Source organism: Pseudomonas sp. R4-84 (assembly GCF_054130985.1).
On the sequence record NZ_CP096390.1, the window covers coordinates 537340 to 552916 of the forward strand.

General features: G+C 58.9%; 14 protein-coding genes. 3 read left to right on the plus strand and 11 right to left on the minus strand.

The annotated features are described in order from the left end of the window. Positions 1 to 83: 83 nt before the first annotated feature. The 3 genes from rpoD to rpsU form a co-directional block, all read right to left on the minus strand. The gene (rpoD, locus tag M1D68_RS02420) at positions 84 to 1931 is read right to left on the minus strand and encodes an RNA polymerase sigma factor RpoD (protein ID WP_420764887.1); all 1848 of its coding nucleotides are present in this window, start codon (positions 1929 to 1931) and stop codon (positions 84 to 86) included. 67 nt (positions 1932 to 1998) lie between these two features. Then, positions 1999 to 3957: a DNA primase gene (gene dnaG / locus M1D68_RS02425; RefSeq protein ID WP_420764886.1), complete on the minus strand. Its 1959-nt coding sequence runs from the start codon at positions 3955 to 3957 to the stop codon at positions 1999 to 2001. A 480-nt stretch (positions 3958 to 4437) separates the two neighbouring features. Further along, positions 4438 to 4653 carry a 30S ribosomal protein S21 gene (gene rpsU, locus M1D68_RS02430; RefSeq protein WP_002551877.1) on the minus strand — a complete coding sequence of 72 codons (216 nt, stop codon included), beginning with the start codon at positions 4651 to 4653 and terminating at the stop codon, positions 4438 to 4440. Positions 4654 to 4852: 199 nt separating this feature from the next. Between rpsU and tsaD the strand changes: the two genes are divergently transcribed. Then, positions 4853 to 5878, plus strand: coding sequence for a tRNA (adenosine(37)-N6)-threonylcarbamoyltransferase complex transferase subunit TsaD (gene tsaD, locus M1D68_RS02435; RefSeq protein WP_434609198.1), 1026 nt, complete (start codon positions 4853 to 4855; stop codon positions 5876 to 5878). 8 nt (positions 5879 to 5886) lie between these two features. On the opposite strand, the gene plsY is transcribed toward tsaD, so the two are convergent. Then, positions 5887 to 6456: a glycerol-3-phosphate 1-O-acyltransferase PlsY gene (gene plsY / locus M1D68_RS02440; protein ID WP_420764884.1), complete on the minus strand. Its 570-nt coding sequence runs from the start codon at positions 6454 to 6456 to the stop codon at positions 5887 to 5889. A 74-nt stretch (positions 6457 to 6530) separates the two neighbouring features. On the opposite strand from plsY, the gene folB reads away from it, so the two are divergent. Both folB and folK read left to right on the plus strand, forming a co-directional pair. Further along, a complete protein-coding gene (folB, locus tag M1D68_RS02445; protein ID WP_420764883.1) occupies positions 6531 to 6884 on the plus strand; it encodes a dihydroneopterin aldolase in 354 nt (117 codons plus the stop codon). Then, positions 6875 to 7393: a 2-amino-4-hydroxy-6-hydroxymethyldihydropteridine diphosphokinase gene (folK, locus tag M1D68_RS02450; RefSeq protein WP_420764882.1), complete on the plus strand. Its 519-nt coding sequence runs from the start codon at positions 6875 to 6877 to the stop codon at positions 7391 to 7393. Before folB ends, folK begins: the two co-directional genes overlap by 10 nt. A 46-nt stretch (positions 7394 to 7439) precedes the next feature. Here folK and M1D68_RS02455 read toward each other — a convergent pair whose 3' ends face one another. The 7 genes from M1D68_RS02455 to apaG form a co-directional block, all read right to left on the minus strand. After that, entirely contained in the window at positions 7440 to 8669 is a 1230-nt protein-coding gene (locus M1D68_RS02455) for a multifunctional CCA addition/repair protein (RefSeq protein WP_457969186.1), read from the minus strand. A gap of 64 nt (positions 8670 to 8733) precedes the next feature. Then, positions 8734 to 10299, minus strand: coding sequence for a SpoVR family protein (locus tag M1D68_RS02460; RefSeq protein ID WP_434561990.1), 1566 nt, complete (start codon positions 10297 to 10299; stop codon positions 8734 to 8736). Beyond that, positions 10296 to 11567, minus strand: a complete 1272-nt coding sequence (locus tag M1D68_RS02465) for a YeaH/YhbH family protein (RefSeq protein ID WP_420764879.1) — start codon at positions 11565 to 11567, stop codon at positions 10296 to 10298. The genes M1D68_RS02460 and M1D68_RS02465 overlap by 4 nt, the downstream gene beginning before the upstream one ends. Positions 11568 to 11684: 117 nt before the next feature. Then, positions 11685 to 13607, minus strand: a complete 1923-nt coding sequence (locus M1D68_RS02470) for a PrkA family serine protein kinase (RefSeq protein WP_420764878.1) — start codon at positions 13605 to 13607, stop codon at positions 11685 to 11687. Between the two features lie 299 nt (positions 13608 to 13906). Beyond that, a complete protein-coding gene (glpE, locus tag M1D68_RS02475) occupies positions 13907 to 14236 on the minus strand; it encodes a thiosulfate sulfurtransferase GlpE (protein WP_420764877.1) in 330 nt (109 codons plus the stop codon). A 33-nt stretch (positions 14237 to 14269) separates the two neighbouring features. Continuing rightward, the gene (locus M1D68_RS02480; RefSeq protein WP_445571238.1) at positions 14270 to 15145 is read right to left on the minus strand and encodes a symmetrical bis(5'-nucleosyl)-tetraphosphatase; all 876 of its coding nucleotides are present in this window, start codon (positions 15143 to 15145) and stop codon (positions 14270 to 14272) included. Beyond that, positions 15145 to 15525, minus strand: a complete 381-nt coding sequence (gene apaG / locus M1D68_RS02485) for a Co2+/Mg2+ efflux protein ApaG (RefSeq protein ID WP_420764875.1) — start codon at positions 15523 to 15525, stop codon at positions 15145 to 15147. Before apaG ends, M1D68_RS02480 begins: the two co-directional genes overlap by 1 nt. Positions 15526 to 15577: the final 52 nt, after the last annotated feature.

Consider the following 15577-nt stretch of genomic DNA (forward strand, 5'->3'; position numbering starts at 1 on the left):
GACGGGCAAAAGGGCGGGGGTGGCAACGAAAGCGTTTTATCTGCGCATAGCAAAACCCCCGGCAGGGCCGGGGGTTTTGAAGGTCACTCGTCGAGGAAAGAGCGTAGATGCTCGCTTCGCGTCGGGTGGCGCAGTTTGCGCAACGCCTTGGCTTCGATCTGACGAATCCGCTCACGGGTCACATCGAACTGCTTACCGACTTCCTCGAGGGTGTGGTCGGTATTCATGTCGATGCCGAAACGCATGCGCAGAACCTTGGCTTCACGGGCCGTGAGGCCGGAAAGTACTTCGCGAGTCGCTTCCTTGAGGCTCTCAACGGTGGCGACATCGATCGGCGACTGCATGGTGGAGTCTTCGATGAAGTCACCCAGATGGGAGTCTTCATCATCGCCGATCGGGGTTTCCATGGAGATCGGCTCTTTGGCGATCTTCAGTACCTTGCGGATCTTGTCCTCAGGCATTTCCATGCGTTCGCCCAGCTCTTCCGGGGTCGGTTCGCGACCCATCTCCTGCAACATCTGCCTGGAAATACGGTTGAGCTTGTTGATCGTCTCGATCATGTGCACCGGAATACGGATGGTGCGGGCCTGGTCGGCGATCGAGCGAGTGATCGCCTGACGGATCCACCAGGTAGCATAAGTCGAGAACTTGTAGCCGCGACGGTATTCGAACTTGTCCACCGCTTTCATCAGGCCGATGTTGCCTTCCTGGATCAGGTCGAGGAATTGCAGGCCACGGTTGGTGTACTTCTTGGCGATGGAGATCACCAGACGCAAGTTCGCTTCGACCATCTCTTTCTTCGCGCGGCGGGCCTTGGCTTCGCCGATCGACATGCGACGGTTGATGTCCTTGATTTCAGCGATGCTCAGGCCGGTCTCGGTCTCCAGCGCGCTTAGCTTCTGCTGGCAACGAATGATGTCCGGTTGCAGGCGGGCAATGGCTTCGGCGTATTTGCTCTTGCCCTTGGCCAGTGCATCGGTCCAGCTTTCGTCGACTTCGTGACCAGGGAACTGGCGCAGGAAGTCTGCACGGGGCATGCGCGCATCACGAACGCACAATTGCATGATCGCGCGCTCTTGCTGACGCAGGCGATCCAAGGCACTGCGAACACGCTCTACCAAGCCCTCGAACTGCTTGGGTACAAGCTTGATCGGCATGAACAGCTCGGCCAGCGCCAACAGCTCGGCGATTGCCTGCTTGTTGTTGCGACCATGCTTTTTCAGGGCCTTGCGGGTGATCTCCATCTGGTCGGCCACGGCACCGAAGCGCTGGGCAGCGATGACCGGATCGGGACCGCTTTCGGCCTCTTCTTCGTCGTCGCTCGCTTCGGCGTCTTCGTCATCGGTATCGTCGTCAGCCTTGGCGGCTTTCGCGTCGATCGGCGGCGGCACTTCAGCGGCAGGCGGCGCGATGCCGTCGTCCGGGTCGATGTAGCCGCTCAGGACGTCGGATAGGCGGCCACCTTCGGTGGTAACGCGGGTGTACTCGGAGAGAATATGGTCGACCGTGCCAGGGAAGTGCGCGATCGCGCCCATCACTTCACGGATGCCTTCTTCAATACGCTTGGCGATTTCGATTTCGCCTTCACGCGTGAGGAGCTCTACCGTACCCATTTCACGCATATACATGCGCACGGGGTCGGTGGTGCGACCAATGTCGGTCTCGACCGCCGCCAACGCTGCGGCCGCTTCTTCAGCGGCCGCCTCGTCGGTATCGGCGTCGGCCAGCATAAGGGCATCCTTATCTGGAGCAACCTCGAATACGTTGATCCCCATGTCATTGATCATGCGGATGATGTCTTCCACCTGTTCCGGATCTGAAATATCCTCCGGCAGGTGGTCGTTGACCTCCGCGTAAGTCAGGTAGCCCTGCTCACGACCCAATAGGATCAACTCTTTGATACGAGACTGCTGTTGCGCTTTTCCGGACATAACACCCTATCCACTGAAGGTCTTGGCGGGCAAAAAACAAGCCGAGGATTATACCTGAGCTGTGACCTCACGCGCCAGTTGAGGTCGGGTTTGATGCGCAAACATTGCGGCTGAGTAAATCCCGCAATTGGTTTTTCTCTTCGCTGGTCAACTCGCTCTGGCGAGCTTTGCGCAGAAGTTGTTCCAGGTTTCGCTCGCGTTGGCGGGCGGATAAGCTAGTAATGGTGTCGAAAAACTGTTGTTCAAGGTTGTCTCCCTCTATCAGCCATTCCTTCTCGGCCAGCGCCTTCAAGAGGCGCCCCTGCTCGGTGCCATGCCACCGAGCGATCAACTGGAATGAGTTTAGCTTGGGGTTCTTCTGCACGGCTTCAAGGAGTGCGACCAGCAATTGTGTATTGCTGTGGTCCTCGGCGGCAAAATGTCCTGCGTCCTCGACCTTCTCAGCCAGTTGCGGGTGATGCAGCAAGGTGCGCAGGGCGGCCAGTGTTGGTGGTTCGACGGCGGCCGGCACGCGCGGGACACGTGGCTGGTCGCGATCGCCCCGCTTGCCGTTCTTGTCCCAGGGTTTCTTGTCCCATTTCTTGCCGCCACCGGCGGTTTTTTTCGACGTCCATTCCTGCTGAGGCGCGTAATCCTGCTGAGGTTGATGATAGTCGGCGAAATCCGGCATCGCGTCGTAATCGATGCCTGGGTCATACGCTGGCGGTGCTTCCTGCGGAGCGCTGTGCACCAATTGATTCATCGCTTCGTTGTTCAGGCCGGTGATTTCGCTGAGCCGTTGGCGCATGAGTGTGCGCAGGTTGGCACCGGGCACCTTGTCGATCAGCGGTGCCGCGAGAGTGGCCATGTGGGCCTTGCCTTCAAGGGAGCGTGGATCGGCTTCTTCGGTCAGTTGCTGGAAAAAATAATCGGCCAGCGGTTGGGCGTGCTGGTTGATCCGCGCACGAAATGCGTCGGTGCCTTCGGAGCGCACCAGGGTATCCGGGTCCTCGCCTTCGGGCAGGAACAGGAAACGTGCACGTCGCCCGTCCTGCAGGCATGGCAATGTCGCTTCCAATGCGCGCCAGGCGGCGTTGCGTCCCGCCTGGTCGCCATCGAAGCAGAACAGCACGCTGGGCACCACGCGAAACAGGCGTTTCATGTGTTCTTCGCTGGTGGCCGTTCCCAGGGTCGCAACGGCGTTGCGCAAGCCTTGCTGGGCCAGGGCGATAACGTCCATGTAGCCTTCCACGACAATGATCTCGTCGAGGTTGCGGTTGTTCTTGCGTGCCTCGTAAAGGCCGTAGAGTTCCTGGCCTTTATGGAAAACCGGGGTTTCCGGAGAGTTCAGGTACTTGGGCTTGTCATCGCCCAGAACCCGGCCGCCGAAGGCGATGATGCGCCCCCGTGTATCGCGGATCGGAAACATCACTCGGTCACGGAAGCGATCGTAGCGCTTGCCTGTCTCGGCGTTCTCGATGAGCAGGCCTGCGTCGATCATGGCGCGCTGCTGGAGCGTGTCGCTGCTCAGGTGTTTGTACAGATTGTCCCAGCCGGGCGGGGCGAAGCCGAGGCCGAAATCCCGGGCAATCTCGCCAGTCAATCCGCGGCCCTTGAGGTAGTCCACCGCCGCCTTGCGCGCGGGGTGGCTTTTAAGCGCCTGGCGATAAAAATCCGCTGCCGCCGTCAGCAGCGGATAAAGCGGCGAATCGGTGGGTTGGCGTGGCTTGTGCTGCCGGCCGCTCTCTTCCCGTGGAATTTCCATGCCTGCGGCTTTGGCCAGTTCTTCGACTGCCTGGGGGAAGTCCAGGTTGTCGTGGTCCATGATGAAGCCGAGGGCATTGCCGCCCGCGCCGCAGCCAAAGCAGTAATAGAACTGCTTGTCGGGGCTGACGCTGAAGGACGGGGTTTTCTCTTTGTGAAACGGGCAGCAGGCGGTGTAGTTCTTGCCTGCTTTCTTCATTTGCAGGCGAGAGCTGACCACGTCGACGATGTCGGTGCGGTTCAGGAGGTCGTCAATAAAGCTCTGGGGAATTAGCCCGGCCATGGCGTTCTCATCATCACTGCGCGAAATAGGGATCCGAAACCAGCAGGCATGATCGATTCCAGGTTTCGAGGCACGGCAAAAAGGTGGCTCGACCGGATCGTTTGCTTCATTGCTGTCGGAAGTGTATCTGCCGATTGTCCACTGACGTTAATTACTATCAGTACTCGACTGTATGAATGTGTTGCGCTGAATCCGGTAACGGCCGATCTGGCCACGGATAGCTCATGAGGCGGGCACGCAGGCAGGTGCCTTGGGCTGATCGTCGTTAGAGGAATCAGGGTGTGCTCGTCAGTAGCCTTGGAAGGCTCGTCAGAAGAGACGTGCACCGCTGGCAAAAGAGCCAGGTCTGACGCGGTGAAGCGGGTTGTCTAGGTCGCGTCTGCGACTTTGACGGTGAAGCATCAAGCGTTGTTCCGCAAATGCCATAAGCCCGGCTTGAAGGCCGGGCTTGGCAAGAAGCTTGCGACGGGCGTCTGTGTATTAGTACAGACGTACGGCGCGGCGCTGTTCGCGCTGAACTTTCTTGGCGTGACGCTTAACAGCGGCTGCTGCTTTGCGCTTACGCTCGGAAGTCGGCTTCTCGTAGAATTCGCGGCTACGAACTTCAGCCAGAACACCGGCTTTTTCGCAGGAGCGCTTGAAACGACGCAGAGCTACGTCGAAGGGTTCGTTCTCTTTTACTTTGACGGCTGGCATCCAGAGCTACCTTCATTCATTACCGGGGTCAACATCCTCGCGGCAAAAGAGCACTTGAAGACGTCGGTTTTTAAGGGTTGCGGATGTTAACCCCTCATCGCTCGGAATGCAAAGCCTCTGATCGAAAACCGCTGGTCGGGGCACAACGCGGCGACTATTATGCGCGCCTTCGAATTCAGCCTCTACAAGGCGCAAACCCATGCTAGTACTGGGATTAGAAACATCCTGCGACGAAACCGGCGTTGCCCTCTACGACAGTGAGCGCGGCCTGCTGGCTGACGCTTTGTTCAGTCAAATCGACCTGCATCGCGCCTACGGCGGCGTGGTGCCCGAGCTTGCGTCCCGCGACCACGTCAAGCGCATGCTGCCCTTGATCCGCCAGGTCCTGGCCGAAGCCGACTGTGTGCCGACCGAGATCGATGCCATTGCCTATACGGCCGGGCCGGGCCTGGTGGGCGCGCTGCTGGTCGGCGCTTCCTGCGCCCAGGCGCTGGCCTTTGCCTGGGGCATCCCGGCGCTGGGCGTGCATCACATGGAAGGCCATCTGCTGGCGCCGATGCTGGAGCCGCAGCCGCCGCAATTCCCGTTCGTCGCTTTGTTGGTGTCGGGTGGGCATACCCAGCTGGTCCGCGTGGATGGGATCGGTCAATACGAGCTCATGGGTGAATCGCTCGATGATGCCGCCGGGGAAGCTTTCGACAAAACCGCGAAGATGATGGGGCTCAACTATCCGGGCGGGCCGGAAATCGCACGGCTGGCAACCCAGGGTGTTGAAGGACGTTTCGTCTTTCCGCGTCCGATGTGCGATCGACCGGGTCTGGATTTCAGCTTCAGCGGCTTGAAAACCTTCGCGCTGAACACCTGGCAGCAATGTGTCAGCGCCGGGGACGACAGTGAGCAAGCCCGTTGCGACATCTCCCTGGCGTTCCAGCAGGCCGTGGTAGAGACTTTGACCATCAAGTGCAAGCGCGCGTTGAAGCAGGCCGGGCTCAAGCGTCTGGTTATCGCCGGCGGCGTGAGCGCGAACAAGGCGTTGCGGATATCCCTGGAAAAAATGCTCGGCGACATGAAGGGCGACGTTTACTACGCTCGACCACAGTTCTGCACGGATAACGGCGCGATGATTGCCTTTGCCGGCTGCCAGCGCCTGCAAGCGGGCCAGCAGGAGAGCCTGGCGATCAGCGTGCAGGCCCGTTGGCCAATGGAGCAGTTGTCGCCGCTGTGAAGCGATGTTTAGAAATGCCGTTCGCGCCCGGCGAACAGGTCGCGTAGATTGCCCCGGTGACGCCAGACGATCAGCGCGACGAGCGCTGTCATCGGCAGCAGGGCCGCCGGCTCCTGCCAAGCCAGTAATGGCAGGGTGAGCGGTGTGGCGATCAGCGCGGCTAGCGAGCTGGTGCGGGTCAGGTAGAAAGTCAGTAGCCAGGTGCAGACGGCAAGCAGGGCGGCCGGCGGATACAGGCCCAGCAGCATTCCAGCGGCAGTGGCGACGCCCTTGCCGCCACGAAAGCGAAAGTACAATGGGAACAGATGGCCGATGACGGCACAGACGCCGATCCAGGCCTGTTGCTGTAACGACAGTCCTGCAAGGCTGGCGATCAGTACCGGGAAGAGGCCTTTGCAGAGGTCTCCGAGCAGGGTCAGGATGGCGAGTTTTCGTCCGGCCAGGCGTAGCATGTTGGTGGCGCCGGCATTACCCGAGCCACTCATTCGCGGATCCGGACGACCGGTCAGGCGGCTGAGCAAAATGGCGAAGGACAGTGAGCCGAGCAGGTAGGCGAGGATCGCCAGTAACCAAAACATGCTAACCATTCCGGGCGGGGACGCCCTGATTCTAACGGCGCAATGCGCCCTTGTCGTGCTGCGGAGAAGAGTGCTTGGACAGAGTTTTTATCGAAGGCCTTGAAGTCGACACGGTAATCGGTGCCTACGACTGGGAACGAGGCATCCGACAGTGCCTGCGCCTTGACCTGAGTTTTGCCTGGGACAACCGTCCGGCCGCTGCGGGCGACGACCTGACCCTGGCGCTCGATTACGCCAGCGTATCGTCACGCATCCAGGCGTTCGCCGAGCAGGCGCAGTTCCAGTTGGTCGAGACCTTTGCCGAACGACTGGCCCAGGTGCTCATGGATGAGTTCGAAATCACCTGGCTGCGCCTGAAAGTGACCAAGCCTGGCGCCGTACCGGCTGCCAGCGGTGTGGGCGTGGAGATCGAGCGCGGATGTCGCTGACACAGGTTTTCCTCGGGCTTGGTAGCAATATCGAGCGCGAAACCCATCTATGCGCGGGGCTTGAAGCACTGGCCGGTTTCCTGGTGGACATGCGCTGTTCGGCCGTGTTCGAGAGCCAGCCGGTGGGTATCAAGAGTGGGCCTTTTTTCAATTTCGTCTTGTCGGCCTTCACTGACCTGTCGCTGATTGAGTTGGACCGTCGCCTCAAGTTCATCGAGGCCGACAACGGTCGTTATGCACCGGACCGCAAGGGCCTGCCGCTGGACATCGACGTGTTGTTGTATGGCGAGCAGGTAGGCAACTTCGACGGCTTGATCCTGCCGCGTGCCGAAATTCTCAAGAATGCCTTTGTCCTGTGGCCTTTGTCTTTGATCGCGCCGGATCGAATCCACCCTGGCGTGGGCAAAAGCTTTGCCACGTTGTGGGAAGAGGCGCAGATCGACCAGGTATTGGCCCCGGTGGCTTTCCAATGGCGAGGGCAGCAACTTACGCCACCGGATCTGCTCTGAGGCGGCGGAACCCCCGGCGAACACGCGGAAACTGGCACGACCGCCTTTAATTCGCTGCTGCTTCCTTGTAGGCCTTCAATGCCCTGAGGCGCTCACGCTTGATTGCCTCACCCAGTTCCTGTCCCTTGAAGCCCTTTTCCAACAGCGGCTGCACCGCCACTGCGCGAGCCGCTGCCGCGGCTCCCCGCAGATAATCAGCCTGTGGATAATTCCGTTCCTCAAGCCCCTTGCGCCCCCGTGCATCCATTTCGCAGGCCATGATGAACTCCTCGAAGCGCTGGGGACGGCGGTACACATCAAAGCTTTGCAACAGTTCCAGCAGCGTAGACGCCTTCAATTCAAGCGCGCGGTGTCCGTGCGTGTGATATTGGCCAACCAGCAGTGCCAATTCCTGACAGTCGCGTGGCGCCTTGAAGCGTTCGTTGACCGCTTTGATCAGCTTCAGCCCCTTGTGCTCATGGGCGATGTGTCTCGGCCATTCATGCTCGGGTGTCAGGCCTTTGCCCAGGTCATGCAGCAGGCAAGCCCAGCGCACGGTCAGCGGTTGCTTGTGCCGTGCCGACTGTTCCAGCACGCTCAGCGTGTGAGCGCCGGTGTCGATTTCCGGATGATGGACTTCGGGTTGTGGAACGCCAAACAGCGCATCCACTTCGGGCATGAGGATTTTTAGGGCGTCGCAGTCGCGCAGTACCTGGATAAATACCTGGGGCTGGCTCTCCATCAGCGCTCTGGAAATTTCCTTCCAGCTGCGTTCAGCCGTCAATGCCTCCAGTTCGCCGGATTCGCTGAGCTGGCGCATCAGCTCGAGCGTCTCGTCGGCCACCTTGAAACCCAGGGGGGCATAGCGTGCCGCAAAACGGGAAACGCGCAAGACTCTAAGGGGATCTTCGGCGAATGCGGGGGAAACGTGACGGAGCAAGCGTGCTTCCAGATCGCGCTGCCCGTGGTAGGGATCGGTGAGATTGCCGTGGTCGTCCTCGGCCATCGCGTTGATCGTCAAGTCTCTGCGGACCAGGTCTTCTTCGAGCGTGACCTCGGGGCTGGCATGGAACACGAAACCACCATAACCTCGGCCGTTCTTGCGCTCGGTGCGGGCCAGGGCGTATTCCTCGCCAGTCTTTGGATCAAGAAATACCGGAAAATCAGCCCCTACGGGGCGAAAACCCTTGGCGAGCATCTCCTCGGCAGTGGCGCCCACCACGACCCGGTCAACGTCGGTGACGGGGATGCCTAGCAGGCGATCGCGTACAGCGCCGCCGACCTTGTAGATCTGCATAAAAAACCTCCGTTGGGCCGACAGGATAAACCTTTATGTCGGACGTTCGGAGGCGAAAGCGTGATCAAAGATGAATGACGGCCAGATCCAGGCGCCCATAATCTCCTTCGGCTTGTTCGGTGCGTGGCGGCACATGATGGGTTTTCATCACTTGATCGCCCTGCAGGGTTTCCAGATGGATGTCGAACCCCCATAGACGATGCAGGTGCTTGAGTACCTCATCCGTTGATTCGCCTAGCGGTTTGCGGTTGTGCTGCTGATGACGCAGAGTCAGTGAGCGATCACCGCGGCGGTCGATGCTGTAGATCTGCACGTTGGGCTCGCGGTTGCCCAGATTGTATTGCGCCGCCAGGGTTTCCCGGATGACGCGGTAACCACCTTCGTCATGGATGGCGGGCACCAGCAGGTCATCTTTTTGATCGTCGTCAAGGATGCTGAACAGCTTGAGGTCGCGTATTACCTTGGGCGACAGGTATTGCAGGATAAAACTTTCATCCTTGAAGCTGCTCATCGCGAATTTGATCGTCGACAGCCAGTCCGAGCCGGCGATTTCCGGGAACCAGCGGCGATCTTCCTCCGTAGGGTTTTCGCACATGCGCCGGATGTCCCGATACATGGCGAAACCCAGAGCATAGGGATTGATGCCGCTGTAATACGGACTGTCGAAGCCGGGCTGAAACACCACGCTGGTATGGGAGGTCAGGAACTCCATCATGAAGCCGTCTGTGACCAGGCCCTCGTCGTACAGGTCGTTCATCAAGGTGTAGTGCCAGAACGTCGCCCACCCTTCGTTCATGACCTGGGTCTGGCGCTGCGGATAGAAATACTGGGCGATCTTGCGCACGATACGCACGATTTCCCGTTGCCAGGGCTCCAGCAGCGGCGCATGTTTTTCGATGAAGTAGAGAATGTTTTCCTGGGGCTCGGCCGGAAAGCGTGCGTTGTCCTTCTCGTTGTACTTGTCGGCGCCTTTGGGAATGGTCCGCCATAGGTCATTGATCTGTTTCTGCAGATGTTCCTCTCGATCCTTCTGGCGTCGCCGTTCCTCTTCGGCGGAGATCGGATAGGGTCGCTTGTAGCGGTCCACGCCGTAGTTCATCAGGGCATGGCAAGAGTCCAGCAAGTCCTCCACCGCGTCGATGCCATGGCGCTCTTCGCACTGCATGATGTACTGCTTGGCGAAGACCAGGTAGTCGATGATCGAGCTGGCATCGGTCCATGTGCGGAACAGATAGTTGCCCTTGAAAAAGCTGTTATGGCCATAACAGGCATGGGCCACCACCAGCGCCTGCATGCAGATCGTGTTCTCCTCCATCAGGTAGGCGATGCATGGGTCGGAGTTGATCACGATCTCATAGGCCAGGCCCATCTGGCCGCGGCTATAGGATTTCTCGGTACTGAGAAAATGCTTGCCATACGACCAATGGTGATAACCCAACGGCATACCGACGGATGCATAGGCATCCATCATTTGCTCGGCGGTGATCACTTCGATCTGGTTGGGATAGGTGTCCAGGGCATAGCGATCCGCGATACGGCTGATCTCGCGGTCGTACGCTTGTATCAGCTCGAACGTCCATTCGGAGCCGGTGGAAATAGGCTGGCGTTTCTGCTCTTTTTTGGCGGTCATGTCACTAACCTGCGCTGGAAGAGTTCACGGAAGACCGGGTAGATATCCCCGGCCGAGACCAGTTGCTGCTGGGCAAACGTATCGGAAAACGCTTCGGCAATGCGTTCGTATTCATACCACAGCGCTTGATGTTCGCGCGGCGTAATCTCGACGTACGTGTAGTACTGGACGAACGGCATGATCTGGTTGATCAGGATGTCGCGACAAATCGGCGAGTCGTCGTTCCAGTTGTCACCGTCGGACGCCTGGGCCGCATAGATGTTCCATTCGTTGGCGGGGTAGCGTTCAGCCATGATTTCCTGCATCAGCTTCAGGGCGCTGGAAACAATGGTGCCGCCGGTTTCCCTTGAATAGAAAAACTCTTCTTCGTCGACTTCCCTGGCGCTGGTGTGGTGCCGGATGAACACCACATCGATCTTGTCGTAATTCCTCTTGAGGAACAGGTACAACAGGATGAAGAACCGCTTGGCGATGTCTTTGGTGGCCTGCGTCATTGAGCCGGACACGTCCATCAGGCAGAACATGACCGCCTTGGAGCTAGGATTCGGTTGCTTCACCAACAGGTTGTACTTGAGGTCGAAGGTATCGAGGAACGGCACGCGATGGATGCGCGCGCTAAGACGCTCGATTTCCGCTTCCAAGGCCTGGATGTCGCCGAAATTGTCCGGCTCCTCCTGCTTGAGGCGGGCAAGCTCCTCCTTGGCCTCGCGCAGTTTTGCCCGGCTGCTGCCCGAAAGCGCGATGCGACGTGCGTGGGCTGAGCGCAGGGTGCGGATGATATTGATCCGCGCCGGATTACCCTCATTGCTGATACCGGCGCGCACGGTCTTGAAAGTATCGGTGCCGGTCAGGTTGCGTTTGACCAGGTTTGGCAGTTCCAGGTCCTCGAACATGAATTCAAGGAACTCTTCCTGGGTGATCTGGAAGACGAATTCATCCATGCCCTCGCCGGAATTGCCAGCCTTGCCCGGGCCCTTGCCGCCGCCTCCACCGGGTGGACGAGGGATATGCTCGCCGCTGGTGAATTCCTTGTTTCCGGGGTGTACGACGGTCTGCTTGCCGCCCCGGCCATGGTGAAGCACCGGCTCGTCAATATCCCGGCCAGGGATGCTGATCTGCTCGCCATGTTCCATATCCGTAATGGAACGACGACTGACCGCCTCCTCGACGGCCTTCTTGATGTGGTCGCGGTAGCGCCGCAAGAAACGCTGGCGATTTACCGTGCTCTTGTTCTTGCCATTCAGGCGTCGGTCGATCACATAGCTCATGGGTGCCCTCCGGGCAGCTTCAAGTGGTGAGCTGCAAGCTGCAAGTGGAAGCAGTAACCCGGCTCCAGGGTTCACACGCTTTCCTCTTGCAGCTTGTCGCTTGCGGCTTGTTGCTGGCTATTGTGATTTACGGACCCGCAGGTACCACTCGGACAGCAGCCGTACCTGTTTGTCGGTATAGCCACGTTCGACCATGCGTGTAACGAAGTCGTTGTGTTTTTGCTGGTCCTCTTTGCTGGCCTTGGCATTGAAGCTGATGACGGGCAACAGGTCTTCGGTGTTGGAGAACATTTTCTTCTCGATGACCACCCGAAGCTTCTCGTAGCTGAGCCAGGTAGGGTTCTTGCCGTTGTTGTTGGCCCGGGCGCGTAGGACAAAATTGACGATTTCGTTGCGGAAGTCCTTCGGATTGCTGATGCCCGCGGGTTTCTCGATCTTTTCCAACTCTTCGTTGAGCGCTACGCGATTGAGAATCTCGCCCGTTTCCGGATCGCGATATTCCTGGTCCTGGATCCAGAAATCCGCATACAGCACGTAACGGTCGAAAATGTTCTGGCCGTACTCGCTGTAAGACTCCAGATAGGCCGTCTGGATCTCCTTGCCGATGAACTCGATGTACCGTGGCGCCAGGTACTCCTTGAGGAAACGCAAGTAGCGCTCCCGGGTCTCCGCCTGGAACTGCTCCTGCTCGATCTGTTGCTCGAGAACGTACAGCAGATGGACAGGGTTGGCGGCGATTTCGTGGGGGTCGAAGTTGAACACCTTGGACAGGATCTTGAACGCAAAACGGGTGGACAGTCCGTTCATCCCTTCGTCCACGCCCGCGTTGTCCCGGTATTCCTGGATCGACTTGGCCTTCGGATCGGTGTCCTTGAGGTTTTCGCCGTCGTACACCCGCATCTTCGAATAGATGTTGGAGTTCTCCGGCTCCTTCAGGCGCGACAACACAGTGAACTGTGCGAGCATCTTCAGCGTGTCGGGCGCGCAATGGGCCTTGGACAGCGAGCTGTTGAACAGCAGCTTGTCGTAGATCTTCACCTCATCGGAGACGCGCAGGCAGTAAGGCACCTTGACGATGTAGATCCGGTCGATGAAGGCTTCGTTGTTTTTGTTGTTGCGGAAGGTATGCCATTCCGATTCGTTGGAGTGAGCGAGCAGAATGCCGCTGAATGGTATCGCCCCCAGTCCCTCGGTGCTGTTGTAGTTACCCTCCTGGGTGGCGGTCAGCAATGGGTGAAGCACCTTGATCGGCGCCTTGAACATCTCGACGAACTCCATCAGGCCCTGGTTGGCCCGGCACAGCGCGCCCGAATAGCTATAGGCATCAGCGTCGTTCTGTGGGAATTCTTCTAGCTTGCGGATATCGACCTTGCCCACGAGGGCCGAGATGTCCTGGTTGTTTTCGTCACCTGGTTCGGTCTTGGCCACCGCGATCTGGTTGAGGATCGAAGGATAGAGCTTGACCACGCGGAACTGGCTGATGTCGCCGCCGAACTCCGCCAGGCGCTTGGTGGCCCATGGCGACATGATGGTGTTGAGGTAGCGACGGGGAATGCCGAAGTCCTCTTCGAGGATCGCGCCGTCCTCGGTGGCGTTGAACAGCCCCAGGGGCGATTCGAAGACAGGAGAGCCCTTGATGGCGTAGAAGGGCACTTTTTCGATCAGTTGCTTGAGTTTCTCGGCCAGGGACGATTTACCGCCACCGACGGGGCCGAGCAGATAGAGAATCTGCTTCTTCTCCTCCAGGCCTTGGGCGGCATGGCGGAAATAGGACACGATCTGTTCGATGCATTCCTCCATCCCGTGGAAGTCTGCAAAGGCCGGGTAGCGCCGGATCACTTTGTTGGAAAAAATCCGCGAGAGCCTCGAGTTGGTCGAGGTGTCCAGCAGTTCCGGTTCTCCGATTGCCAGCAACAGACGCTCCGCAGCCGATGCGTAGGCACTGCGGTCTTGCTTGCAGAGTTCGAGGTATTCCTGCAGCGAGTACTCCTCCTGCCGCGTGGACTCGAAACGTTGCTGGAAGTGGCTAAAAATACTCATGACGTCACCTCGCTCGATACGTGGAGCCGGTGTCGGATCAATCAGTCGATGCTGGACAGCCGCTGGGACCCCAGTTGCCGTTTTACCCCCCAGAATGCTTTCAAGAATGCGGCTCCTGAAAGCTGACTCCCGATGATCCGCGCGCCGGTGTACCGGCTCTCCCCTGTTTTGGATGGCCTGAGGCTAAGGATAGTTCGGAATCCGAGAGGTAAAGGTTGAATACGTAATTAGTTGTGGCAGACCGTTCGTCCGCCATCGCCCAAGCCCGCGGTTCTCGTGGGCTTGGGTGTCATAAAAAATTATTCGTGGGTGCCTTGCTCTGTTTCATCAGGATAAACCGTGCGCCACAGCTCAAAGCCGCCGTCCATGCTGTACACGTCACTGAAACCCTGGCTGACCAGGTAAGCCGCTGCGCTTTGGCTGGAGTTGCCGTGATAGCAGACTACGATGGTAGGCGCATCGAGATCAGCGCCCTGGATGAAAGCGTGAAGGGAATGGTTATCCAAATGCTTGGAGCCACTGATATGTGAAGTTGCGTAAGTGGCCGGGTCGCGCACATCGACGAGCACCGCGCCTTGTTCACGCAGGGCCTGGGCCTGCTCGGGGGAGATGCGTTTGAATTCGGTCATGAGGTACTCCTGTGGCCTTGGGCGCAACGCCGGTCAAGCGTCGGTGCCGGCCGGCAATGATGCAATGGTCGATGTATTGGGTCTGGCGTGGCCCTTCTCGTCGCAATCGCAGCGCAACAACTCGCCGGTGTCGACGTTCATCAGTGTCATCGCGCTGCCCCAGACGCAGCCGGTATCGAGGGCAATAACCCCGGCTTCGTCAGTTTGGCCTTCGAGTGCCGCCCAGTGCCCGAAAATAATCTTCAGGTCGCGGGTTTTGCGCTCCTTGTGCTTGAACCACGGCGCGTAGCCGGGCGGGGCGGTCTCGATGCCTTCCTTGCCCTTGAGATCGAGCTTGCCGTCGCGGGTGCAGAAGCGCATGCGCGTGAAATAATTGGTGATGACGCGAAGACGGGCCGTGCCGGTGAGGTCGTTGTCCCATTTGACGGGTTCGTTGCCGTACATGCCGTCCAGGTAGGGGCCGAACAGGTTGTCGTCGCGCAACGCCTGTTCCACTTCGCCAGCGCACTTGAGCGCTCTGCGCAGCGACCATTGGGGTGGGATGCCGGCATGGACCAGCGCGAGGTTGCGCGCCTCGTCGTAATGCATGAGTTTTTGCTGGCGCAACCATTCAAGCAGCTCGACGCAATCGGGGGCGTCGAGAATCTCGCTCAAGGTGTCGGATTTTTTCAGGCGCTCGATGTTTTGCCAGGCGGCTAACAGGTGCAGATCGTGATTGCCGAGCACGCATACCAAAGAGTCGCGGATACCATAGAGGAAACGAAGGGTTTCCAGCGACTGCGGGCCACGGTTGACCAGGTCGCCGACTAGCCACAGCGTGTCTTTGCGTGGGTCGAACGCTACCTGCTCCAGCAGGCATTTAAGCGGGTCCAGGCAGCCCTGCAGGTCACCAACCGCATACGTGGCCATCAGTGCAGCGCTCCGGGCACCGCCAGTCGGAAGGGCTTGATGATCGCATCGAAGCGCTTACCGTCTTCGGCGAGCATTTGATAGGTGCCCTCCATGGTGCCGACCTTGGTGGTCATCACTGTTCCGCTGCTATAGCTGTGGCTCTTGCCGGCATCGATCAACGGTTGCTGGCCAACCACGCCTTCACCGCGCACTTCTTCTACATGGCCGTCGCCGTTGGTGATGATCCAATGCCGTGACAGCAGCCTGGCGGGCAGCGAGCCATTGTTGCGCACTGTGATGGTGTAGGCGAAGGCGAAGCGGTCGTGCTCGGGTTGTGACTGTTCAGCGAGGAAGCGGGTGGCGACGCTGACGTCGACCTGGTAACGAGGATCGGACATGCAAAAAGGCCTTGAAAGCGGGACGCGGGAAGAACTGAGGGAGTCAGTCTAG